This window comes from Streptomyces sp. NPDC055632, from assembly GCF_053618675.1.
In genome coordinates, this window is sequence record NZ_JBSHHY010000024.1 from 55,395 (window position 1) to 70,363 (window position 14,969).

Sequence of the window (14,969 nt, forward strand, 5' to 3'; positions counted from 1 at the left end):
TCAGCGGGCGAGCACTTCGTACACACCGATGGGGACACTGGTTCTTTCCCCGAATCGCCCCCGGGTTGCGGCCGGTCCGTCGAAAGACGGACCGGCCTCTGTCATTGCGGGCGCGCCCCGCGGATCACGCCGCCGCGCGCAGCTCCGGACGCAGCGGCCACGACGGGTCCACCGTCTCCGGCGTCCCCTGCCGCGCGAACCACGCCTGGAGCCCCCGCGCCTGGGCCGCGTGCCACACCGCCTGGAGCGTGTGCAGCTCCGTCGGCGTCAGCCGTTCGAGCCGGGACGAGAACCGCCGCGCCACCGCCCGTACGACGTCCATCGCCGCCGTCGCGTCCGCCGCCGCGTCGTGCGCCCCCGTCAGCTCCACCTCGTAGTGGGCGCACAGGTCCGTCAGCGTCCTGCGCCCCTTCCGGTAGCGGTCCAGGTGCTTGTCCAGGACCCGCGGGTCGAGCACGCACAGCGGCGCGCCCGCCAGGTAGTGGTCCAGCGTCGAGGCCCGGTGCCGCCGCAACTCCCGGTCCAGGAGGGTCAGGTCGAACGGCGCGTTCATCACCACCAGCGGACGCCCCGCCGCGATCTGCTCGGACAGCGCCCGCCCCAGCTCCTCCATCACCGGGGCCGGCCACCGGCCGTTCCGCTGGAGGTGATCGTCCGTCAGGCCGTGCACGGCCGTGGCCTCCGCGGGCACCGGTATGCCCGGGTTCACCAGCCACCGCGTCACCCGCGGACGCGCCCCGGCCGTGTCCTGCACGACGAGGGCGGCCGAGACGATCCGGTCCCCCTCGACGTCGATCCCCGTCGTCTCCGTGTCGAAAGCCGCCAGGGGCCCTTCGTACCAGTGCATCGTCATCCCCGAACTCCCTGCACACGTGCGGCAGATGGCCAACCCCCTGCCCCGAAACGGTGATACCCGGACTGTTTGCGCCGTACGCGGACCGGTCACAACAGAAGGGACGGGGAAGGAAGACGACATGGCGCTCGCCCAGCCCGAGTCGGGAGGGCTGCCGCCCCAGCGGGCGGCTCCGACGCGCGGCTCACTCGCCACCACCGCCTGCATGGAGACCCTCCAGGTGGGATACCTGCACGCCGTCGCCGCCGCGGCGGGCTGCTCGCTGTCCCAGCCCTTTCCGGACAACGGCATCGACTGGCACGTGAGCCACAGCGCCCCCGGCCACACCGTCGACGACGAGGTGACCATCAAGGTGCAGCTCAAGTGCACCTACCAGATACCGCCGCGCCCCCGGGGGAGCGCGTTCTCCTTCACCCTGGACAACGACCACCTGGTGAAGCTCGCCCGGACCCCCGTGTCCGTGCACAAGATCCTGGTCGTGATGCTCGTCCCGAGGTCCCAGGACGACTGGCTGAGGGCGGACCACGACGGGCTCGACCTGAGGCACTGCTGCTACTGGACCAACCTGGCCGGACACCCGGTCACGGGACGGCGCCGGACCACCGTGCGCATCCCGACGACACGGATCTTCGACGACCGGGCGCTCTGCGACATCATGACCCGGGTCGGGGTGGGAGGGAGACCCTGATGCACCGACCGATCGACGACCCGGGATACGAGCGGGAGGGGCACGGAGGAGAAGGGGACGGCGCCGGGTACGGCCCCGTCCCCCCGCCCTACCGCCCCCACCCGGTGACCGGCGATGTTTTCGGACCCCGGCCCGGCGCCCCCGTGCCCCGGCCCGACCTCTCCGCCGGCCCCTGGGCCGACGTCCACGGCGCGCCCGACCCCGACCGCGTCGACCCGCGGGTCCTCGGCGCCCTGCTCGCCCGCCACGGCTGGCGGCGGCGCGGCGGCGCGGCCGGCCGCTACGGCCGCTGGACCCCGCCCGGCACCGGCACCGGCACGAGCCTCCTCGTCCCGGAGAGCCGTGCCTTCCCGGACTGCGAGGACCTGCTCGCCGAGGCCCTCGCCGCCCTCGCCCACAGCGCCGCGCCCTCCGCCCGCGAGGTCCTCACCGGGCTCGCCGTGCCCAGCGATGAGATCCGCTGGTGGCGCGACGTGCCCCCGGGCCCCGCCGGCACCGTCCCCTGGACCGTGCGGGAACAGCTCGGATCGGCCGCCCGCCAACTCCTCCTCGCCGGCGCCCTCGCCGTGCGCGGCCGGGCCGGCTACTACGGCGCCCGGCACCGGCGCCCCGCCCAGGCCTCCCTGGAGAGCGTCCTCGTCGGCGCGTCCCCCGGCGGGCGCGCCCTCACCGCCTTCCTGCCCGTCGAACCGGGCCGCCCGATCGCCGTCCGGCTCCACCACGCCCTCCACGCGGCCCGCGAGGCCGTCGACTACCAGCGGGCCACCGGCCGCATGGAGGCCTTCGACGCCGCCGTCGGGGCGGGCGTCAGCCGCGAGCTGACCGAGGCCCTCGTCGCCCTCGTCCGGGGCACCGAGGGGGCCCGCGTCGCCCTGGAGTGGGCCCCGGCCGCCGGACCGCCCGACGGGTGCGCCGCCCGGCCCGAACCGGTCGAGTTCTCGCCCGGCGACCTGCCCGCCCTGCGCGGGGCGAGCGCCCGCTACCGGACCGGCGAGCCCTCCGTGCCCGTCCGCCTCACCGGCGCCGTCGTGCGCATGCGCCGCTCCGGACCCCGGGGCGAGGGCACCGTCCGGCTCCGCGTCCTCGGCGGGGCCGAGGTCCCGCACGTCCGCGTCACCCTCGACGAGGAGGCGTACCGCACCGCCGGCCACGCCCACCTCGTCGGGCTCCCGATCCGGGTCTCCGGCCGGCTGGAGAGCCGGGGCGGCTTCCGCCGCCTCACCGACGCCTCCGAGGTCGTCCCCGTCCAGGTCGACGAGGCGGAGCGGGACCGCCTGATGAAGGCGCTCCACGAGAACCTCGACTTCTTCGAGGAGGCCTGCGGGCCGGAGGACTGAGGCCGCACAGGCCCCGGAGACGGCGGGGACGGGCGTGGGCGGGGCCCGGAAACGCCGGGGGACGGGCGTCGGCGGGGCCCGGAAACGCCGAGGGACGGGCGTCCGGCGGAGCCCGTAGGATCGACGGTGCGCGGCACCTCGTCTCTGTCGCGCACCGTTGGTGCCGGCACCTCGTGTCTGCCGGCGCCCCGATGTATGGAGCACCAGTGTCTGATGTCCGTGTGACCGTCCAGTCCGCCTCGGAAGCAGAGGAGAGGGCGGTGAGCGCGGGCACCACCGCCGGCGCCCTGTTCGCCGACGACCGTACGATCGTCGCCGCCCGCGTCGGCGGTGAGCTGAAGGACCTGTCGTACGCGCTCGCCGACGGCGACGTCGTCGAGGGCGTCGAGATCTCCTCCCCGGACGGTCTCGACGTCCTGCGCCACTCGACCGCCCACGTCATGGCCCAGGCCGTGCAGGAGCTCTTCCCCGAGGCCAAGCTGGGCATCGGCCCGCCGGTCCGGGACGGCTTCTACTACGACTTCGACGTCGACCGGCCCTTCACCCCCGAGGACCTCAAGGTCATCGAGAAGAAGATGCAGGAGATCCAGAAGCGCGGCCAGCGCTTCGCCCGCCGCGTGGTGACCGACGAGGCCGCCCGCGAGGAGCTGGCGGACGAGCCGTACAAGCTGGAGCTCATCGGCATCAAGGGCTCCGCGTCGACCGACGACGGCGCGAACGTCGAGGTGGGCGGCGGCGAGCTGACCATCTACGACAACCTCGACGCCAAGACCGGCGAGCTGTGCTGGAAGGACCTCTGCCGCGGTCCCCACCTGCCGACCACGCGGAACATCCCGGCGTTCAAGCTGATGCGGAACGCGGCCGCCTACTGGCGCGGCAGCGAGAAGAACCCGATGCTCCAGCGCATCTACGGCACCGCCTGGCCGTCCAAGGACGAGCTGAAGGCGCACCTCGACTTCCTCGCCGAGGCCGAGAAGCGCGACCACCGCAAGCTGGGCAACGAGCTCGACCTCTTCTCGATCCCGGACGAGATCGGCTCCGGCCTCGCGGTCTTCCACCCCAAGGGCGGCATCATCCGCCGGGTCATGGAGGACTACTCGCGCAAGCGGCACGAGCAGGAGGGCTACGAGTTCGTCTACTCGCCGCACGCCACCAAGGGCAAGCTGTTCGAGAAGTCGGGCCACCTCGACTGGTACGCCGAGGGCATGTACCCCCCCATGCAGCTCGACGAGGGCGTGGACTACTACCTCAAGCCCATGAACTGTCCGATGCACAACCTGATCTTCGACGCGCGCGGACGCTCCTACCGCGAGCTGCCGCTGCGGCTGTTCGAGTTCGGCACCGTGTACCGGTACGAGAAGTCCGGCGTCGTCCACGGTCTGACCCGGGCCCGCGGCTTCACCCAGGACGACGCGCACATCTACTGCACCCGCGAGCAGATGGCGGAGGAGCTGGACCGCACCCTCACCTTCGTCCTGGACCTGCTCCGCGACTACGGCCTGACCGACTTCTACCTGGAGCTGTCCACCAAGGACGAGACCAAGTTCGTCGGCTCGGACGAGGCGTGGGAGGAGGCCACCGCGGTCCTCCAGCAGGTCGCCGAGAAGCAGGGGCTCCCGCTGACCCCCGACCCGGGCGGCGCCGCGTTCTACGGCCCGAAGATCTCCGTGCAGGCGCGGGACGCCATCGGCCGCACCTGGCAGATGTCGACCGTGCAGCTCGACTTCAACCTGCCGGAGCGCTTCGACCTGGAGTACACCGCGCCGGACGGCACCAAGCAGCGCCCGGTCATGATCCACCGCGCGCTGTTCGGCTCGATCGAGCGGTTCTTCGCGGTGCTCCTGGAGCACTACGCGGGCGCGATGCCGCCGTGGCTGGCGCCCGTGCAGGCGGCCGGCATCCCGATCGGCGACTCGCACGTCGAGTACCTCCAGGACTTCGCCGCCGAGGCGAAGAAGCTGGGGCTTCGGGTCGACGTGGACGCGTCCTCGGACCGGATGCAGAAGAAGATCAGGACCTGGCAGAAGCAGAAGGTTCCGTTCATGATCATCGTCGGTGACGACGACATGGCGGCCGGCACCGTCTCCTTCCGCTACCGCGACGGCTCGCAGGAGAACGGCATCCCGCGTGACGCGGCGCTGGCGAAGCTCGTCGACGTGGTGGAGAGCCGCGTCCAGGTGTAGCCCCTCTTCGTACGAGAGGGGATCAGGCCTCCGGGGAACTCCCCGGGGGCCTCTTCTCGTCCTCCCTCGTGAACGCCTGGATCAGCCAGGACGAGAACGAACCCGTCACCGCCCCCAGCAGCGCCAGGCCGCAGGCCATCAGGCCCACCGCCGTCACCCGGCCGGCCGGGGTCACCGGGGACACGTCCCCGTACCCCACCGTCGCCAGCGTCGCGCAGGTCCACCACACCGAGTCGCCGAAGGTGACGATCGTCGCCCCGGGGGCGTCCACCTCGTGGTGGTAGACCGTGAGCGACCCCGCGAAGCCGAGCAGGGACACGCTGAGGCCCGAGTAGACCATCACGCGCCCGTAGAGGCTGAGCTTCGGGCCGTGGCGGCGCTGGACCCTGCCGTACAGGTTCACCATGCGCAGGGGGCGCAGCAGGGGGAGGAGCACGACCAGGGTGTCGAGGAGGTGGGCGCGCAGGAAGCGGCGCGGGGCGAGGCCGCTCAGCCGGAGCCGCACCAGGTAGTCCACGACGAAGAAGGTCCAGGAGCCGAGGGTGACCGCGAGGCAGACGTCGTGCCAGACCTCCTGGAGGTCGCGGGCGAGGACGTGGACGGCGTAGGCACCGAGGAAGGCGAAGGAGGCCAGGGCGAGCGGGACCTCCATGCGGCGGTCCCAGTGCTCCAGCCGGGACGGTGTCGGTGGCCTGTCGCTCATCGCACCAGCATGGACGGCGGACGGATGCGTCGCCCCGGCGACACGTTCCGAACGGACGACGCAATATGCTGCACGGCATGACGACTGAGCCGGAGCAGCAGATCGGAGTGGGGACGCAGGACGCGTTCCAGCGCCTGTGGACGCCTCACCGGATGGCGTACATCCAGGGCGAGAACAAGCCGACCGGGCCGGGTGCCGGGGACGGCTGTCCGTTCTGCTCGATCCCCTCGGCGTCGGACGAGGACGGCCTGGTGATCGCGCGCGGCGAGAGCGTGTACGCGGTCCTCAACCTGTACCCGTACAACGGCGGTCACCTCATGGTCGTCCCCTACCGGCACGTCGCCGACTACACGGACCTGGACGCGGCGGAGACGGCGGAGCTGGGCGACTTCACGAAGCGGGCGATGGTGGCGCTGCGGGCGGCCTCCGGCGCGCACGGGTTCAACATCGGCATGAACCAGGGCACGGTGGCGGGCGCCGGCATCGCCGCGCACCTGCACCAGCACGTGGTGCCGCGCTGGGGCGGGGACACCAACTTCATGCCGGTCGTCGGGCACACGAAGGTGCTGCCGCAGCTGCTCGCGGACACCCGGAAGATGCTGGCCGACGCCTGGCCGGCCGCTGTCTGAGCCGTACGACGAGAGGACCCGGCCCCCGTACGCGATCGGGGGCCGGGTCCTCTCGTCGTGAGGGCCGGTCAGGCGTCGTAGACGTCGGCCTTCCGGGGGCTCGCCTCCTGGGCACCGCCGCTGAGGACGAGCGAGCGGTTGGTGAAGCGCTCGGTGTCGACGTTGTGCTCGTCGAGGACCTTGATGGTGGCGTTGTGCACCGCGCGCAGCACCGGCGTCGCCATGCGGATGGCGTCGTCGGCCATGAAGCGGTTCTTCCAGAGCGGCCCGGCCCAGACGTGGCGCAGGCCGAAGGGCTCCGGCAGGACGAGCTTGCCGCCGAGGAACTCCAGGACCGGCGGGAACCAGGTGAGCGGGGCGCGGACGGCCGTCCGGACGACGTCGTCGGTGGTGGTCAGCGGCAGCTTGACCTCGCGGGTCTCCCAGAAGCGGACGGACTTGGAGACCGCCTTGGTCTTCGCCGCCGGCTTCTCGCTGAAGAGGCCGTGGACGGGGCCGAGGGCGTGGCCGGTGACCTCGACGCGGAGCGTGTGGTGGAGCGAGGTCACGGTGACCGTCATGGTGAGGACGAGGTTCCCGTCCCAGAGGGTGAACTGCACGCCGAGGTAGTGGCGGTTGCCCGCGCCGAACTGCTGGTCGTTGCAGATGCGCTGTATCTCGTGGGGCTTCACCTGGTAGTGCACGATGTTGTCGCCCTCGGGGCGGCTGACGGAGTCGGCACCCTCGCCCACCGGGACGACGATCCAGTGCTTCACGGTCGGCTTGGGGAAGCCGGTCTTGAGGGAGCCGCGCTCCAGGAGGGTGAGCTGCTCGTGGATCTTCCGGACGACGTCCCAGGCGCGGAAGTCGTGCATCTCCTTGCCCGGCACCGGGACCAGCTCCTCGGCGAGCGTCCAGCTGCCCCAGCGGGTGCCCAGGCCGAGGATGCCCTTGGGGCCGGCGTAGAACACGACGTTGGACTGCTGCTCGGCGGAGAGCTTCTCCAGGTTCTGGCGGAGCTCCTCGGCGGCCTTCTCGCCCGGGTCCCGGGGCGCCGCCTCGGGGATCTTGGCGCCGATGCCGCCGCCGCCGAGCAGGGCGCTCCAGCGCTCGCGCAGCTCGACGGCGGTCCTCTCGACGACGCGGCGGGCGAGGAACCAGCCGATGACCGGGGCCACCAGCATGGCGCGCAGATAGGTCGGCAGGATCCCGGCGAAGGGCAGCCTGAACATCACGAGCAGGGCGAGGAACCCGGCGGCGACGAGCACCGCGGTGCCGAGGAAGCTGGTGCGCCTGTTGTCGGAGCCGGCGGCGAACCGGCGGAGCTGGATGACGCCGAGCCAGAGCAGCAGACCGGGCAGGAAGAGGACCCCGCAGACGAGCGTGATCAGCGTCAGCTTCACGTCCCGCTGCTTGCGGATGCGGTTGGCGGCGAGGCAGTGGACCACCACCGGCTGGGGCTCCACGCCGAAGGATTGGACGAGGGCGCCGCGGGCCCCGCCGAGCATCCGCACCTGGACGGCGCGGGAGAAGGCCTCGCCGAGGTCGGGGCGGAAGAGCTTGTGCCACTTGCCCGGGGTGACCTTCGACTTGTACAGCTCGTTGTCGGCTTCCAGGATCTTGTCGACGGGGCCGTCGCGGTACGCGGCGGAGGCGAGGGCGTGGGTCGCCGCCGTCTGCCCGTCCGAGCCCTGGAGGGGGACCTGCGCCCCGAGACCGAAACCGTCCATCGCCACTGCCGCCCCCATCGCGCCGAGTCCCTGTGCGGGCTGTTTCCCAACTGCGGTGCCCCGCACACCTTCTGAGCTGGGCACCCCAGCGTAACCGGGTACCGCCCGGCGCGTCACCGGAGCGCGGGGGGACGGCCGAATGCCGCCCGCCCCGCGACGGCGGAACGGGCGGCCGTGGCTGTCGGCCTGTCAACTAGGGGCTGTTTTCGGTCTGTTGCCTGAACTTCTCCGCCACGTGGGGCGGCATCGGTTCGTGCCGGGCGTACGTGCGGTCGAACCGTCCGGTGCCGTGCGACACGGACCTCAGGTCGATCGCGTACCGCACGATCTCGGCCTCCGGCACCTCGGCCCGCACGAGGGTCCGCCCCGGGCCCGCCCGGTCGGTGCCGACGACGCGGCCGCGCCGTCCCGACAGGTCGCTCATGACCGGGCCGACGTACTCGTCGGGGACGAGGACCCCGACCTCGTCCACCGGTTCCAGGAGGCGGACGGGGACGTCGGCGGCCGCCTCGCGCAGGGCGAGGGCGCCGGCCGTCTGGAAGGCGGCGTCGGAGGAGTCGACGGAGTGGGCCTTGCCGTCGCGCAGGGTGACCCGGACGTCGACGAGCGGATGGCCGGTGGCGATCCCGCGCGCGGCCTGGGCCCGTACGCCCTTCTCGACGGAGGTGACGAAGGGGCGCGGGACCGCGCCGCCGACCACCTTGTCGACGAACTCGACGCCGCTGCCCGGCGGCAGCGGCTCCACGTCGATCTCGCAGATGGCGTACTGGCCGTGGCCGCCGGACTGCTTGACGTGCCGGCCGCGGCCCGAGGCGGCGCCGCCGAAGGTCTCGCGCAGCGCCACCTTGTACGGCACGGCGTCGACCCGGACGCCGTGGCGTTCGCGGAGGCGTTCCAGGGCGACGTCCTGGTGGGCCTCGCCCAGGCACCACAGGACCATCTGCCCGGTGTCCGGGTTCTGTTCGAGCCGCAGGGCCGGGTCCTCGGCGACCAGCCGGGCGAGGCCCTGGGAGAGCCGGTCCTCGTCGGCCTTGCCGTGGGCCCGGACGGCGAGCGGCAGCAGCGGTTCGGGCAGGGTCCACGGCTCCATCAGGAGCGGGTCGTCCTTGGCGGAGACGGTGTCCCCGGTCTCCGCGTGCCCGAGGCGGGCGACGCAGGCGAGGTCCCCGGCGACGCAGTGCGCCATGGGGCGCTGCTGCTTGCCGAAGGGGGAGGTCAGCCCGCCGATCCGGTCGTCGGCCTCGTGGAGGTCCTGCTCGCCGGGAGCGGGAGCGGGAGCGGGAGCGGGGTCGGGGTCGGGGTCGGGGCTCGTCCGGTCCGTGAGCCCGTGTCCGCAGACGTGGACGGTCTCGTCGGGGCGCAGGGTGCCGGAGAAGACCCGGAGCAGCGAGATCCGGCCCACGTAGGGGTCGGCGGCGGTCTTGACGACCTCGGCGACCAGGGGGCCCTCGGGGTCGCAGGTGACCGCGGGCCGGGGCCGGCCGTCGGGGGTGGTGACGGCGCGCGGCTCGTGCTCCAGGGGGGAGGGGAAGCCGCGGGTGATCAGTTCCAGGAGTTCGACGGTGCCGAGGCCCTGCGTGCCGCCCTCGGCGGCGGGGGCGGCCGCGAGGACCGGGTGGAAGGCGCCCCGGGCGACGGCCTTCTCCAGGTCGCCGACGAGGATCCCCGGGTCGATCGGCTCGCCGCCGAGGTAGCGGTCCATCAGGGTCTCGTCCTCGCTCTCGGCGATGATCCCCTCGATGAGCCGGGCGCGGGCCTCCGCGACGATCTCCCGCCGGCTCTCGTCGGGCGGTTCCTCCCGCCGCGCCCCCGTGGAGTAGTCGAGGATCCGCTCCGAGAGCAGGCCGATCAGGCCGGTCACGGGCGCGTGCCCGTCGGCGGCCTCGGGTCCGTGCACGGGCAGGTGGAGGGGGAGGACGGCGTCCGGGTCGTCGCGGCCGAAGAGCCCGGCGCAGACCTCCGTCAGCTCCGCGAAGCCGGTGCGGGCCGTGTCGAGGTGGGTGACGACGATGGCGCGGGGCATGCCGACGGCGGCGCACTCCTCCCAGATCGCGCGCGTGGAGGCGGCGACGGCGCCGGCCTCCTGGGCGGCCGAGACGACGAAGAGGGCCGCGTCCGCCGCGCGCAGACCGGCCCTCAGCTCCCCGACGAAGTCGGCGTACCCGGGGGTGTCGATCAGATTGATCTTGCAGCCGTCCCAGCCGACCGGGACGAGCGAGAGCTGGACGGAGCGGTGGCGGCGCCGCTCGATCTCGTCGTGGTCCGAGACCGTGCCGCCGTCCTCGACGCGTCCGGCCCGGTTGAGCGCGCCCGCGGTTTGCGCGAGGGCCTCGACGAGCGTCGTCTTGCCCGATCCGCTGTGGCCGACCAGCACCACGTTCCGTATGTCCGAGGGCCGGTCGGCCGTCGGAGCCCTGCCGGCGGCCCCGGCGGGTGTCTTCGCCCTGTCACCCATGACGTGTTCCTCCCGACTGCTCGCACGGTGCGGCGGGACGCGGGCGCGGGGGAGTGGCGTGTCGCGGTGGTGCGGCCTCCGCGGTGCCCGCGGTGCCTTGCGGTGGTCCTTCGAGCTTGGCACCGACGCCGGGGCGCGTCCATCGGTCGGGGGCCCGCGCACCGCGTCCGCCGGGCTCCCGGGGGGACGTCGACGCGGCGGGGCGGGTACCCGCCGGTAGCCGGGGGCACCGGTGACTACGATGGGCGGGCCGGTGGTCGTAGGGGCCGCGCGGCCCACCGAACCTCGGGAAGGCCATGCTGAACAAGTACGCGCGTGCCTTTTTCACGCGTGTCCTCACACCGTTCGCCGCGTTTCTGCTCCGCAGGGGCGTCAGCCCCGACGCGGTCACGCTCATCGGCACGGCGGGGGTGATGGCCGGTGCGCTGGTCTTCTTCCCCCGCGGAGAGTTCTTCTGGGGCACGATCGTCATCACCCTGTTCGTCTTCTCCGACCTCGTCGACGGCAACATGGCCCGGCAGGCGGGCGTCTCCAGCCGCTGGGGGGCCTTCCTCGACTCGACGCTCGACCGGGTCGCCGACGGCGCGATCTTCGGCGGCTTCGCGCTCTGGTACGCCGGCAAGGGCGACGACAACGTGATGTGCGCCGTGTCGATCTTCTGCCTGGCGAGCGGCCAGGTCGTCTCGTACACCAAGGCCCGCGGCGAGTCGATCGGCCTGCCGGTCGCCGTCAACGGCCTGGTCGAGCGCGCCGAGCGGCTCGTGATCTCCCTGGTCGCCGCCGGGCTCGCCGGACTGCACGCCTTCGGCGTCCCCGGCATCCAGGTGCTGCTGCCGATCGCGCTGTGGATCGTGGCCGCCGGCAGCGCGGTCACCCTGGGGCAGCGGGTGGTCACCGTGCGGCGGGAGTCGGCCGAGGCGGACGCCGCCGCGGCCGGGGGAAGCGGGGCGGCCTCGTGAGCGACCTCAAGGACCGGCTCAGCGACGGCCTGTACGGGCTCGGCTGGGCGACCGTGAAGAGGCTGCCCGAGCCGGTGGCCGCGGGCCTCGGCCGGCGGATCGCCGACGTCGCGTGGAAGCGGCGCGGCAAGAGCGTCCTGCGCCTGGAGTCCAACCTCGCGCGCGTGGTGCCGGACGCCACCCCCGAGCGGCTCGCCGAGCTGTCGAGGGCCGGCATGCGCTCGTACATGCGGTACTGGATGGAGTCCTTCCGGCTGCCGACCTGGAGCAAGGAGCGGGTCGAGCGCGGGATAGACATCAAGGACATCCACTATCTGAAGGAGGGCCTCGCCTCCGGGCGCGGCGTCGTCCTCGCCCTGCCGCACCTGGCGAACTGGGACCTCGCGGGCGTGTGGGCGACCCGCGTGCTCGGCCTGCCGTTCACCACGGTCGCGGAGCGGCTGAAGCCGGAGTCGCTGTACGACCGGTTCGTCGCCTACCGCGAGTCCCTGGGCATGGAGGTCGTGCCGCACACCGGCGGCTCCGCCTTCGGCAGGCTGGCGCGGCGGCTGCGGGCCGGCGGGCTCGTCTGTCTGGTCGCGGACCGGGACCTGTCGGCCTCCGGCACCGAGGTCACGTTCTTCGGGGACACCGCGCGGATGCCGGCGGGCCCGGCGATACTCGCCCAGCAGACGGGCGCCCTGCTGCTGCCGGTGACGCTCTGGTACGACGACACGCCGGTCATGAAGGGCCGGGTCCACCCGCCGGTGGACGTGCCCGACGCGGGTACGCGGGCGGAGAAGACGGCCGTCATGACCCAGGCCCTCGCCGACGCCTTCGCCGAGGGCATCGCGGACCACCCGGAGGACTGGCACATGCTGCAACGGCTGTGGCTCGCGGACCTGGAGGAGCCGGGCCGGGAAGAGAGAGGGGGCGGGGCGGCGTGAAGATCGGGATCGTCTGCCCGTACTCCTGGGACGTGCCGGGCGGCGTCCAGTTCCACATCCGCGACCTGGCCGAGCACCTGATCCGGCTCGGCCACGAGGTCTCCGTCCTGGCCCCCGCCGACGACGAGACCCCGCTGCCGCCGTACGTGGTCTCGGCCGGGCGGGCCGTCCCCGTGCCGTACAACGGCTCGGTGGCCCGGCTCAACTTCGGCTTCCTGTCCGCCGCGCGGGTGCGCCGCTGGCTGCACGACAACGCCTTCGACGTCGTCCACATCCACGAGCCGACCTCGCCGTCGCTCGGGCTGCTCACCTGCTGGGCGGCGCAGGGGCCGATCGTGGCCACCTTCCACACCTCGAACCCGCGCTCGCGGGCGATGATCGCCGCGTACCCGATCCTCCAGCCCGCCCTGGAGAAGATCAGCGCGCGGATCGCGGTGAGCGAGTACGCGCGGCGCACGCTCGTGGAGCACCTCGGCGGCGACGCCGTCGTCATCCCCAACGGCGTCGACGTGGACTTCTTCGCCCGCGCCGAGCCGAAGGAGGAGTGGCAGGGCGAGACCCTCGGCTTCATCGGCCGGATCGACGAGCCCCGCAAGGGCCTGCCCGTCCTCATGAAGGCGCTGCCCCGCATCCTCACCGAGCGGCCCGGGGCGCGGCTCCTGGTCGCCGGGCGCGGCGACGAGGAGGAGGCGGTGGCGTCGCTGCCGCGCGAGATGCGGTCCCGGGTGGAGTTCCTCGGCATGGTCAGCGACGAGGACAAGGCGCGGCTGCTGCGCAGCGTCGACGTGTACGTGGCGCCCAACACCGGCGGCGAGAGCTTCGGCATCATCCTCGTCGAGGCGATGTCGGCGGGCGCGCCCGTGCTCGCCGCCGACCTGGACGCCTTCGCCCAGGTCCTGGACCAGGGCGGCGCGGGCGAACTCTTCGCCAACGAGGACGCCGGCGCCCTCGCGGACGCGGCGATCCGCCTCCTGGGCGACGAGAAGCGCCGCAAGGAGCTGAGCACCCGCGGCTCGGCCCACGTCCGCCGCTTCGACTGGTCCACCGTCGGCGCGGACGTCCTCGCGGTCTACGAGACCGTCACGGACGGCGCGGCGGCCGTGGACACGGACGAACGGACGGGCGGCCTGCGGGCACGGCTGGGGCTGTAGGGGCCGGTCCCGCGCCACACCTGCGCGTGCGGGCCGCGCCCGTGTCCGGTCGGCGAGAGCCGGGCAGCGGGACCGGGGCCCCGGAGCGGAGCCGTACGCCCCCGGCTGAATCCGCCTGCTTGCCGGGACCGCGGCGGATCCTGGGGCGATGACCCCGATCACCGTGCACCGTCTCGACCTCGGGCACTTCACCCGCCCCGCCGAGGAGTGGGGCGGGCCCCACGCGCGCGTGGAGCCCGTCCTCGGCTACCTCGTGCGGCACGCGCGCGGGGCGCTCCTCCTCGACACCGGCATGGGCACCGGCTCGCCCGAGACCGACGCCCACTACCGGCCGGTCCGCAAACCGCTCACCGTCGGCCCCGCCGACGTGGACGTCGTCGTCAACTGCCACCTGCACTTCGACCACATCGGCGGCAACCAGCGCTTCCCCGACACCCCCGTCCTCGTCCAGCGCGCCGAACTCGCCCTCGCCCGCGCCGGCGGGCACACCATCGACTCGCTCCTGCCCGGCGTCCGGTACGAGGAGCTGGACGGCGAGCACGAGATCGCGCCCGGCGTCCTCGTCGTGCCCACGCCCGGCCACACCGAGGGGCACCAGTCGCTCCTCCTCGACCACGGCGACCGCGTGACCGTCCTCGCGGGCCAGGCCTACGACTTCGCGGCGGAGTTCGGGACCCCGTACCGCCCCTGGCTCGACCGGCTCGCCGAACTGGCCGGCGGCCGCCCGGCCCGTGTCCTGTTCGCCCACGACCACGCCCTTCGGGAAGGCGTGCTGCCACCGCCCCGGTAGCCTGTGCGCCCGTGACCCAAACCCTGATCTGGACCGTCGTCGCGCTGATCGTCATCGGCGTCTACCTCAGCTGGACCGCCGGGCGGCTCGACCGGCTGCACTCGCGCATCGACGCCGCCCGCGCGGCCCTGGACGCCCAGCTGCTGCGCCGGGCCTCGGTCACCCAGGAGCTGGCCACCTCCGGGGTCCTCGACCCGGCCGCCTCGATCGTGCTCTACGAGGCCGCGCACGCCGCCCGGCAGGCCGAGGAGGACCAGCGGGAGGTCGCCGAGAGCGAGCTCAGCCAGGCGCTGCGGGCCGTCTTCGGCGAGCCCGAGCAGATGGACCTCGTGCGGGAGGCCCCCGGCGGCGAGGAGGCCGCGGGGGAGCTCGCGCAGGCCGTGCGCCGGGTGCCGATGGCCCGCCGCTTCCACAACGACGCCGTACGCGCCGCCCGCGCCCTGCGCCGCCACCGCACGGTCCGCTGGCTCCGGCTCGCGGGCCACGCCCCCTTCCCACTGGCCTTCGAAATGGACGACGAACCCCCGGTGGCCCTTGCCGATCGCCCGGCTTGATCGTTCTCACCTGCGAAAACGATCCACCGGGT

The 14,969-nt window shown here is 73.3% G+C and carries 13 protein-coding genes; 9 read left to right on the forward strand and 4 right to left on the reverse strand.

The features are described from left to right. Positions 1–124: 124 nt before the first annotated feature. Positions 125–853, reverse strand: coding sequence for a 3'-5' exonuclease (locus tag ACWGSR_RS26540; RefSeq protein WP_353796277.1), 729 nt, complete (start codon positions 851–853; stop codon positions 125–127). Between the two features lie 121 nt (positions 854–974). Here ACWGSR_RS26540 and ACWGSR_RS26545 point away from each other — a divergent pair, with 121 nt between their 5' ends. From ACWGSR_RS26545 to thrS, 3 genes are all read left to right on the forward strand, one after another. Beyond that, positions 975–1,541, forward strand: a complete 567-nt coding sequence (locus tag ACWGSR_RS26545) for a DUF4365 domain-containing protein (protein WP_376239111.1) — start codon at positions 975–977, stop codon at positions 1,539–1,541. Next, the gene (locus ACWGSR_RS26550; RefSeq protein ID WP_453569588.1) at positions 1,541–2,878 is read left to right on the forward strand and encodes a hypothetical protein; all 1,338 of its coding nucleotides are present in this window, start codon (positions 1,541–1,543) and stop codon (positions 2,876–2,878) included. Before ACWGSR_RS26545 ends, ACWGSR_RS26550 begins: the two co-directional genes overlap by 1 nt. Positions 2,879–3,084: 206 nt before the next feature. Beyond that, positions 3,085–5,061, forward strand: a complete 1,977-nt coding sequence (gene thrS, locus ACWGSR_RS26555; protein ID WP_453569591.1) for a threonine--tRNA ligase — start codon at positions 3,085–3,087, stop codon at positions 5,059–5,061. A gap of 22 nt (positions 5,062–5,083) precedes the next feature. Here the strand turns inward: thrS and ACWGSR_RS26560 are convergent, their stop codons facing one another. After that, complete coding sequence (locus ACWGSR_RS26560) at positions 5,084–5,764, reverse strand: potassium channel family protein (protein ID WP_453569594.1); 681 nt, start codon at positions 5,762–5,764, stop codon at positions 5,084–5,086. 65 nt (positions 5,765–5,829) lie between these two features. Here ACWGSR_RS26560 and ACWGSR_RS26565 point away from each other — a divergent pair, with 65 nt between their 5' ends. Continuing rightward, positions 5,830–6,393, forward strand: a complete 564-nt coding sequence (locus ACWGSR_RS26565; RefSeq protein ID WP_453569597.1) for an HIT family protein — start codon at positions 5,830–5,832, stop codon at positions 6,391–6,393. Between the two features lie 68 nt (positions 6,394–6,461). Here the strand turns inward: ACWGSR_RS26565 and ACWGSR_RS26570 are convergent, their stop codons facing one another. Together ACWGSR_RS26570 and ACWGSR_RS26575 are read right to left on the reverse strand one after the other, a co-directional pair. After that, positions 6,462–8,120 (reverse strand): hypothetical protein, encoded by a 1,659-nt coding sequence (locus ACWGSR_RS26570; protein ID WP_453569600.1) that lies wholly within the window; start codon positions 8,118–8,120, stop codon positions 6,462–6,464. A gap of 175 nt (positions 8,121–8,295) precedes the next feature. Beyond that, on the reverse strand, positions 8,296–10,557 hold the full coding sequence (locus tag ACWGSR_RS26575) for an elongation factor G-like protein EF-G2 (RefSeq protein WP_453569603.1): 2,262 nt from the start codon (positions 10,555–10,557) through the stop codon (positions 8,296–8,298). Positions 10,558–10,853: 296 nt separating this feature from the next. Between ACWGSR_RS26575 and pgsA the strand changes: the two genes are divergently transcribed. The 5 genes from pgsA (at position 10,854) to ACWGSR_RS26600 (ending at position 14,937) form a co-directional block, all read left to right on the forward strand. Next, complete coding sequence (gene pgsA / locus ACWGSR_RS26580; RefSeq protein ID WP_386372129.1) at positions 10,854–11,516, forward strand: phosphatidylinositol phosphate synthase; 663 nt, start codon at positions 10,854–10,856, stop codon at positions 11,514–11,516. Next, positions 11,513–12,442, forward strand: coding sequence for a phosphatidylinositol mannoside acyltransferase (locus ACWGSR_RS26585; RefSeq protein WP_453569607.1), 930 nt, complete (start codon positions 11,513–11,515; stop codon positions 12,440–12,442). Before pgsA ends, ACWGSR_RS26585 begins: the two co-directional genes overlap by 4 nt. Further along, positions 12,439–13,593 carry a glycosyltransferase family 4 protein gene (locus ACWGSR_RS26590; protein ID WP_376239133.1) on the forward strand — a complete coding sequence of 385 codons (1,155 nt, stop codon included), beginning with the start codon at positions 12,439–12,441 and terminating at the stop codon, positions 13,591–13,593. Before ACWGSR_RS26585 ends, ACWGSR_RS26590 begins: the two co-directional genes overlap by 4 nt. A gap of 148 nt (positions 13,594–13,741) precedes the next feature. Further along, entirely contained in the window at positions 13,742–14,383 is a 642-nt protein-coding gene (locus ACWGSR_RS26595) for an N-acyl homoserine lactonase family protein (RefSeq protein WP_376239135.1), read from the forward strand. A gap of 11 nt (positions 14,384–14,394) precedes the next feature. Next, a complete protein-coding gene (locus ACWGSR_RS26600; RefSeq protein WP_121831720.1) occupies positions 14,395–14,937 on the forward strand; it encodes a hypothetical protein in 543 nt (180 codons plus the stop codon). Positions 14,938–14,969 lie beyond the last annotated feature (32 nt).

Bases quoted from the DNA above. Each gene is read 5' to 3' on its own strand.
- ACWGSR_RS26570 (WP_453569600.1), bottom strand. From the start codon at position 8,120: ATGGGGGCGGCAGTGGCGATGGACGGTTTCGGTCTCGGGGCGCAGGTC.
- ACWGSR_RS26595 (WP_376239135.1), top strand. From the start codon at position 13,742: ATGACCCCGATCACCGTGCACCGTCTCGACCTCGGGCACTTCACCCGC.
- ACWGSR_RS26545 (WP_376239111.1), top strand. From the start codon at position 975: ATGGCGCTCGCCCAGCCCGAGTCGGGAGGGCTGCCGCCCCAGCGGGCG.
- ACWGSR_RS26575 (WP_453569603.1), bottom strand. From the start codon at position 10,557: ATGGGTGACAGGGCGAAGACACCCGCCGGGGCCGCCGGCAGGGCTCCG.
- ACWGSR_RS26560 (WP_453569594.1), bottom strand. From the start codon at position 5,764: ATGAGCGACAGGCCACCGACACCGTCCCGGCTGGAGCACTGGGACCGC.
- ACWGSR_RS26550 (WP_453569588.1), top strand. From the start codon at position 1,541: ATGCACCGACCGATCGACGACCCGGGATACGAGCGGGAGGGGCACGGA.
- ACWGSR_RS26565 (WP_453569597.1), top strand. From the start codon at position 5,830: ATGCTGCACGGCATGACGACTGAGCCGGAGCAGCAGATCGGAGTGGGG.
- ACWGSR_RS26540 (WP_353796277.1), bottom strand. From the start codon at position 853: ATGACGATGCACTGGTACGAAGGGCCCCTGGCGGCTTTCGACACGGAG.
- pgsA (WP_386372129.1), top strand. From the start codon at position 10,854: ATGCTGAACAAGTACGCGCGTGCCTTTTTCACGCGTGTCCTCACACCG.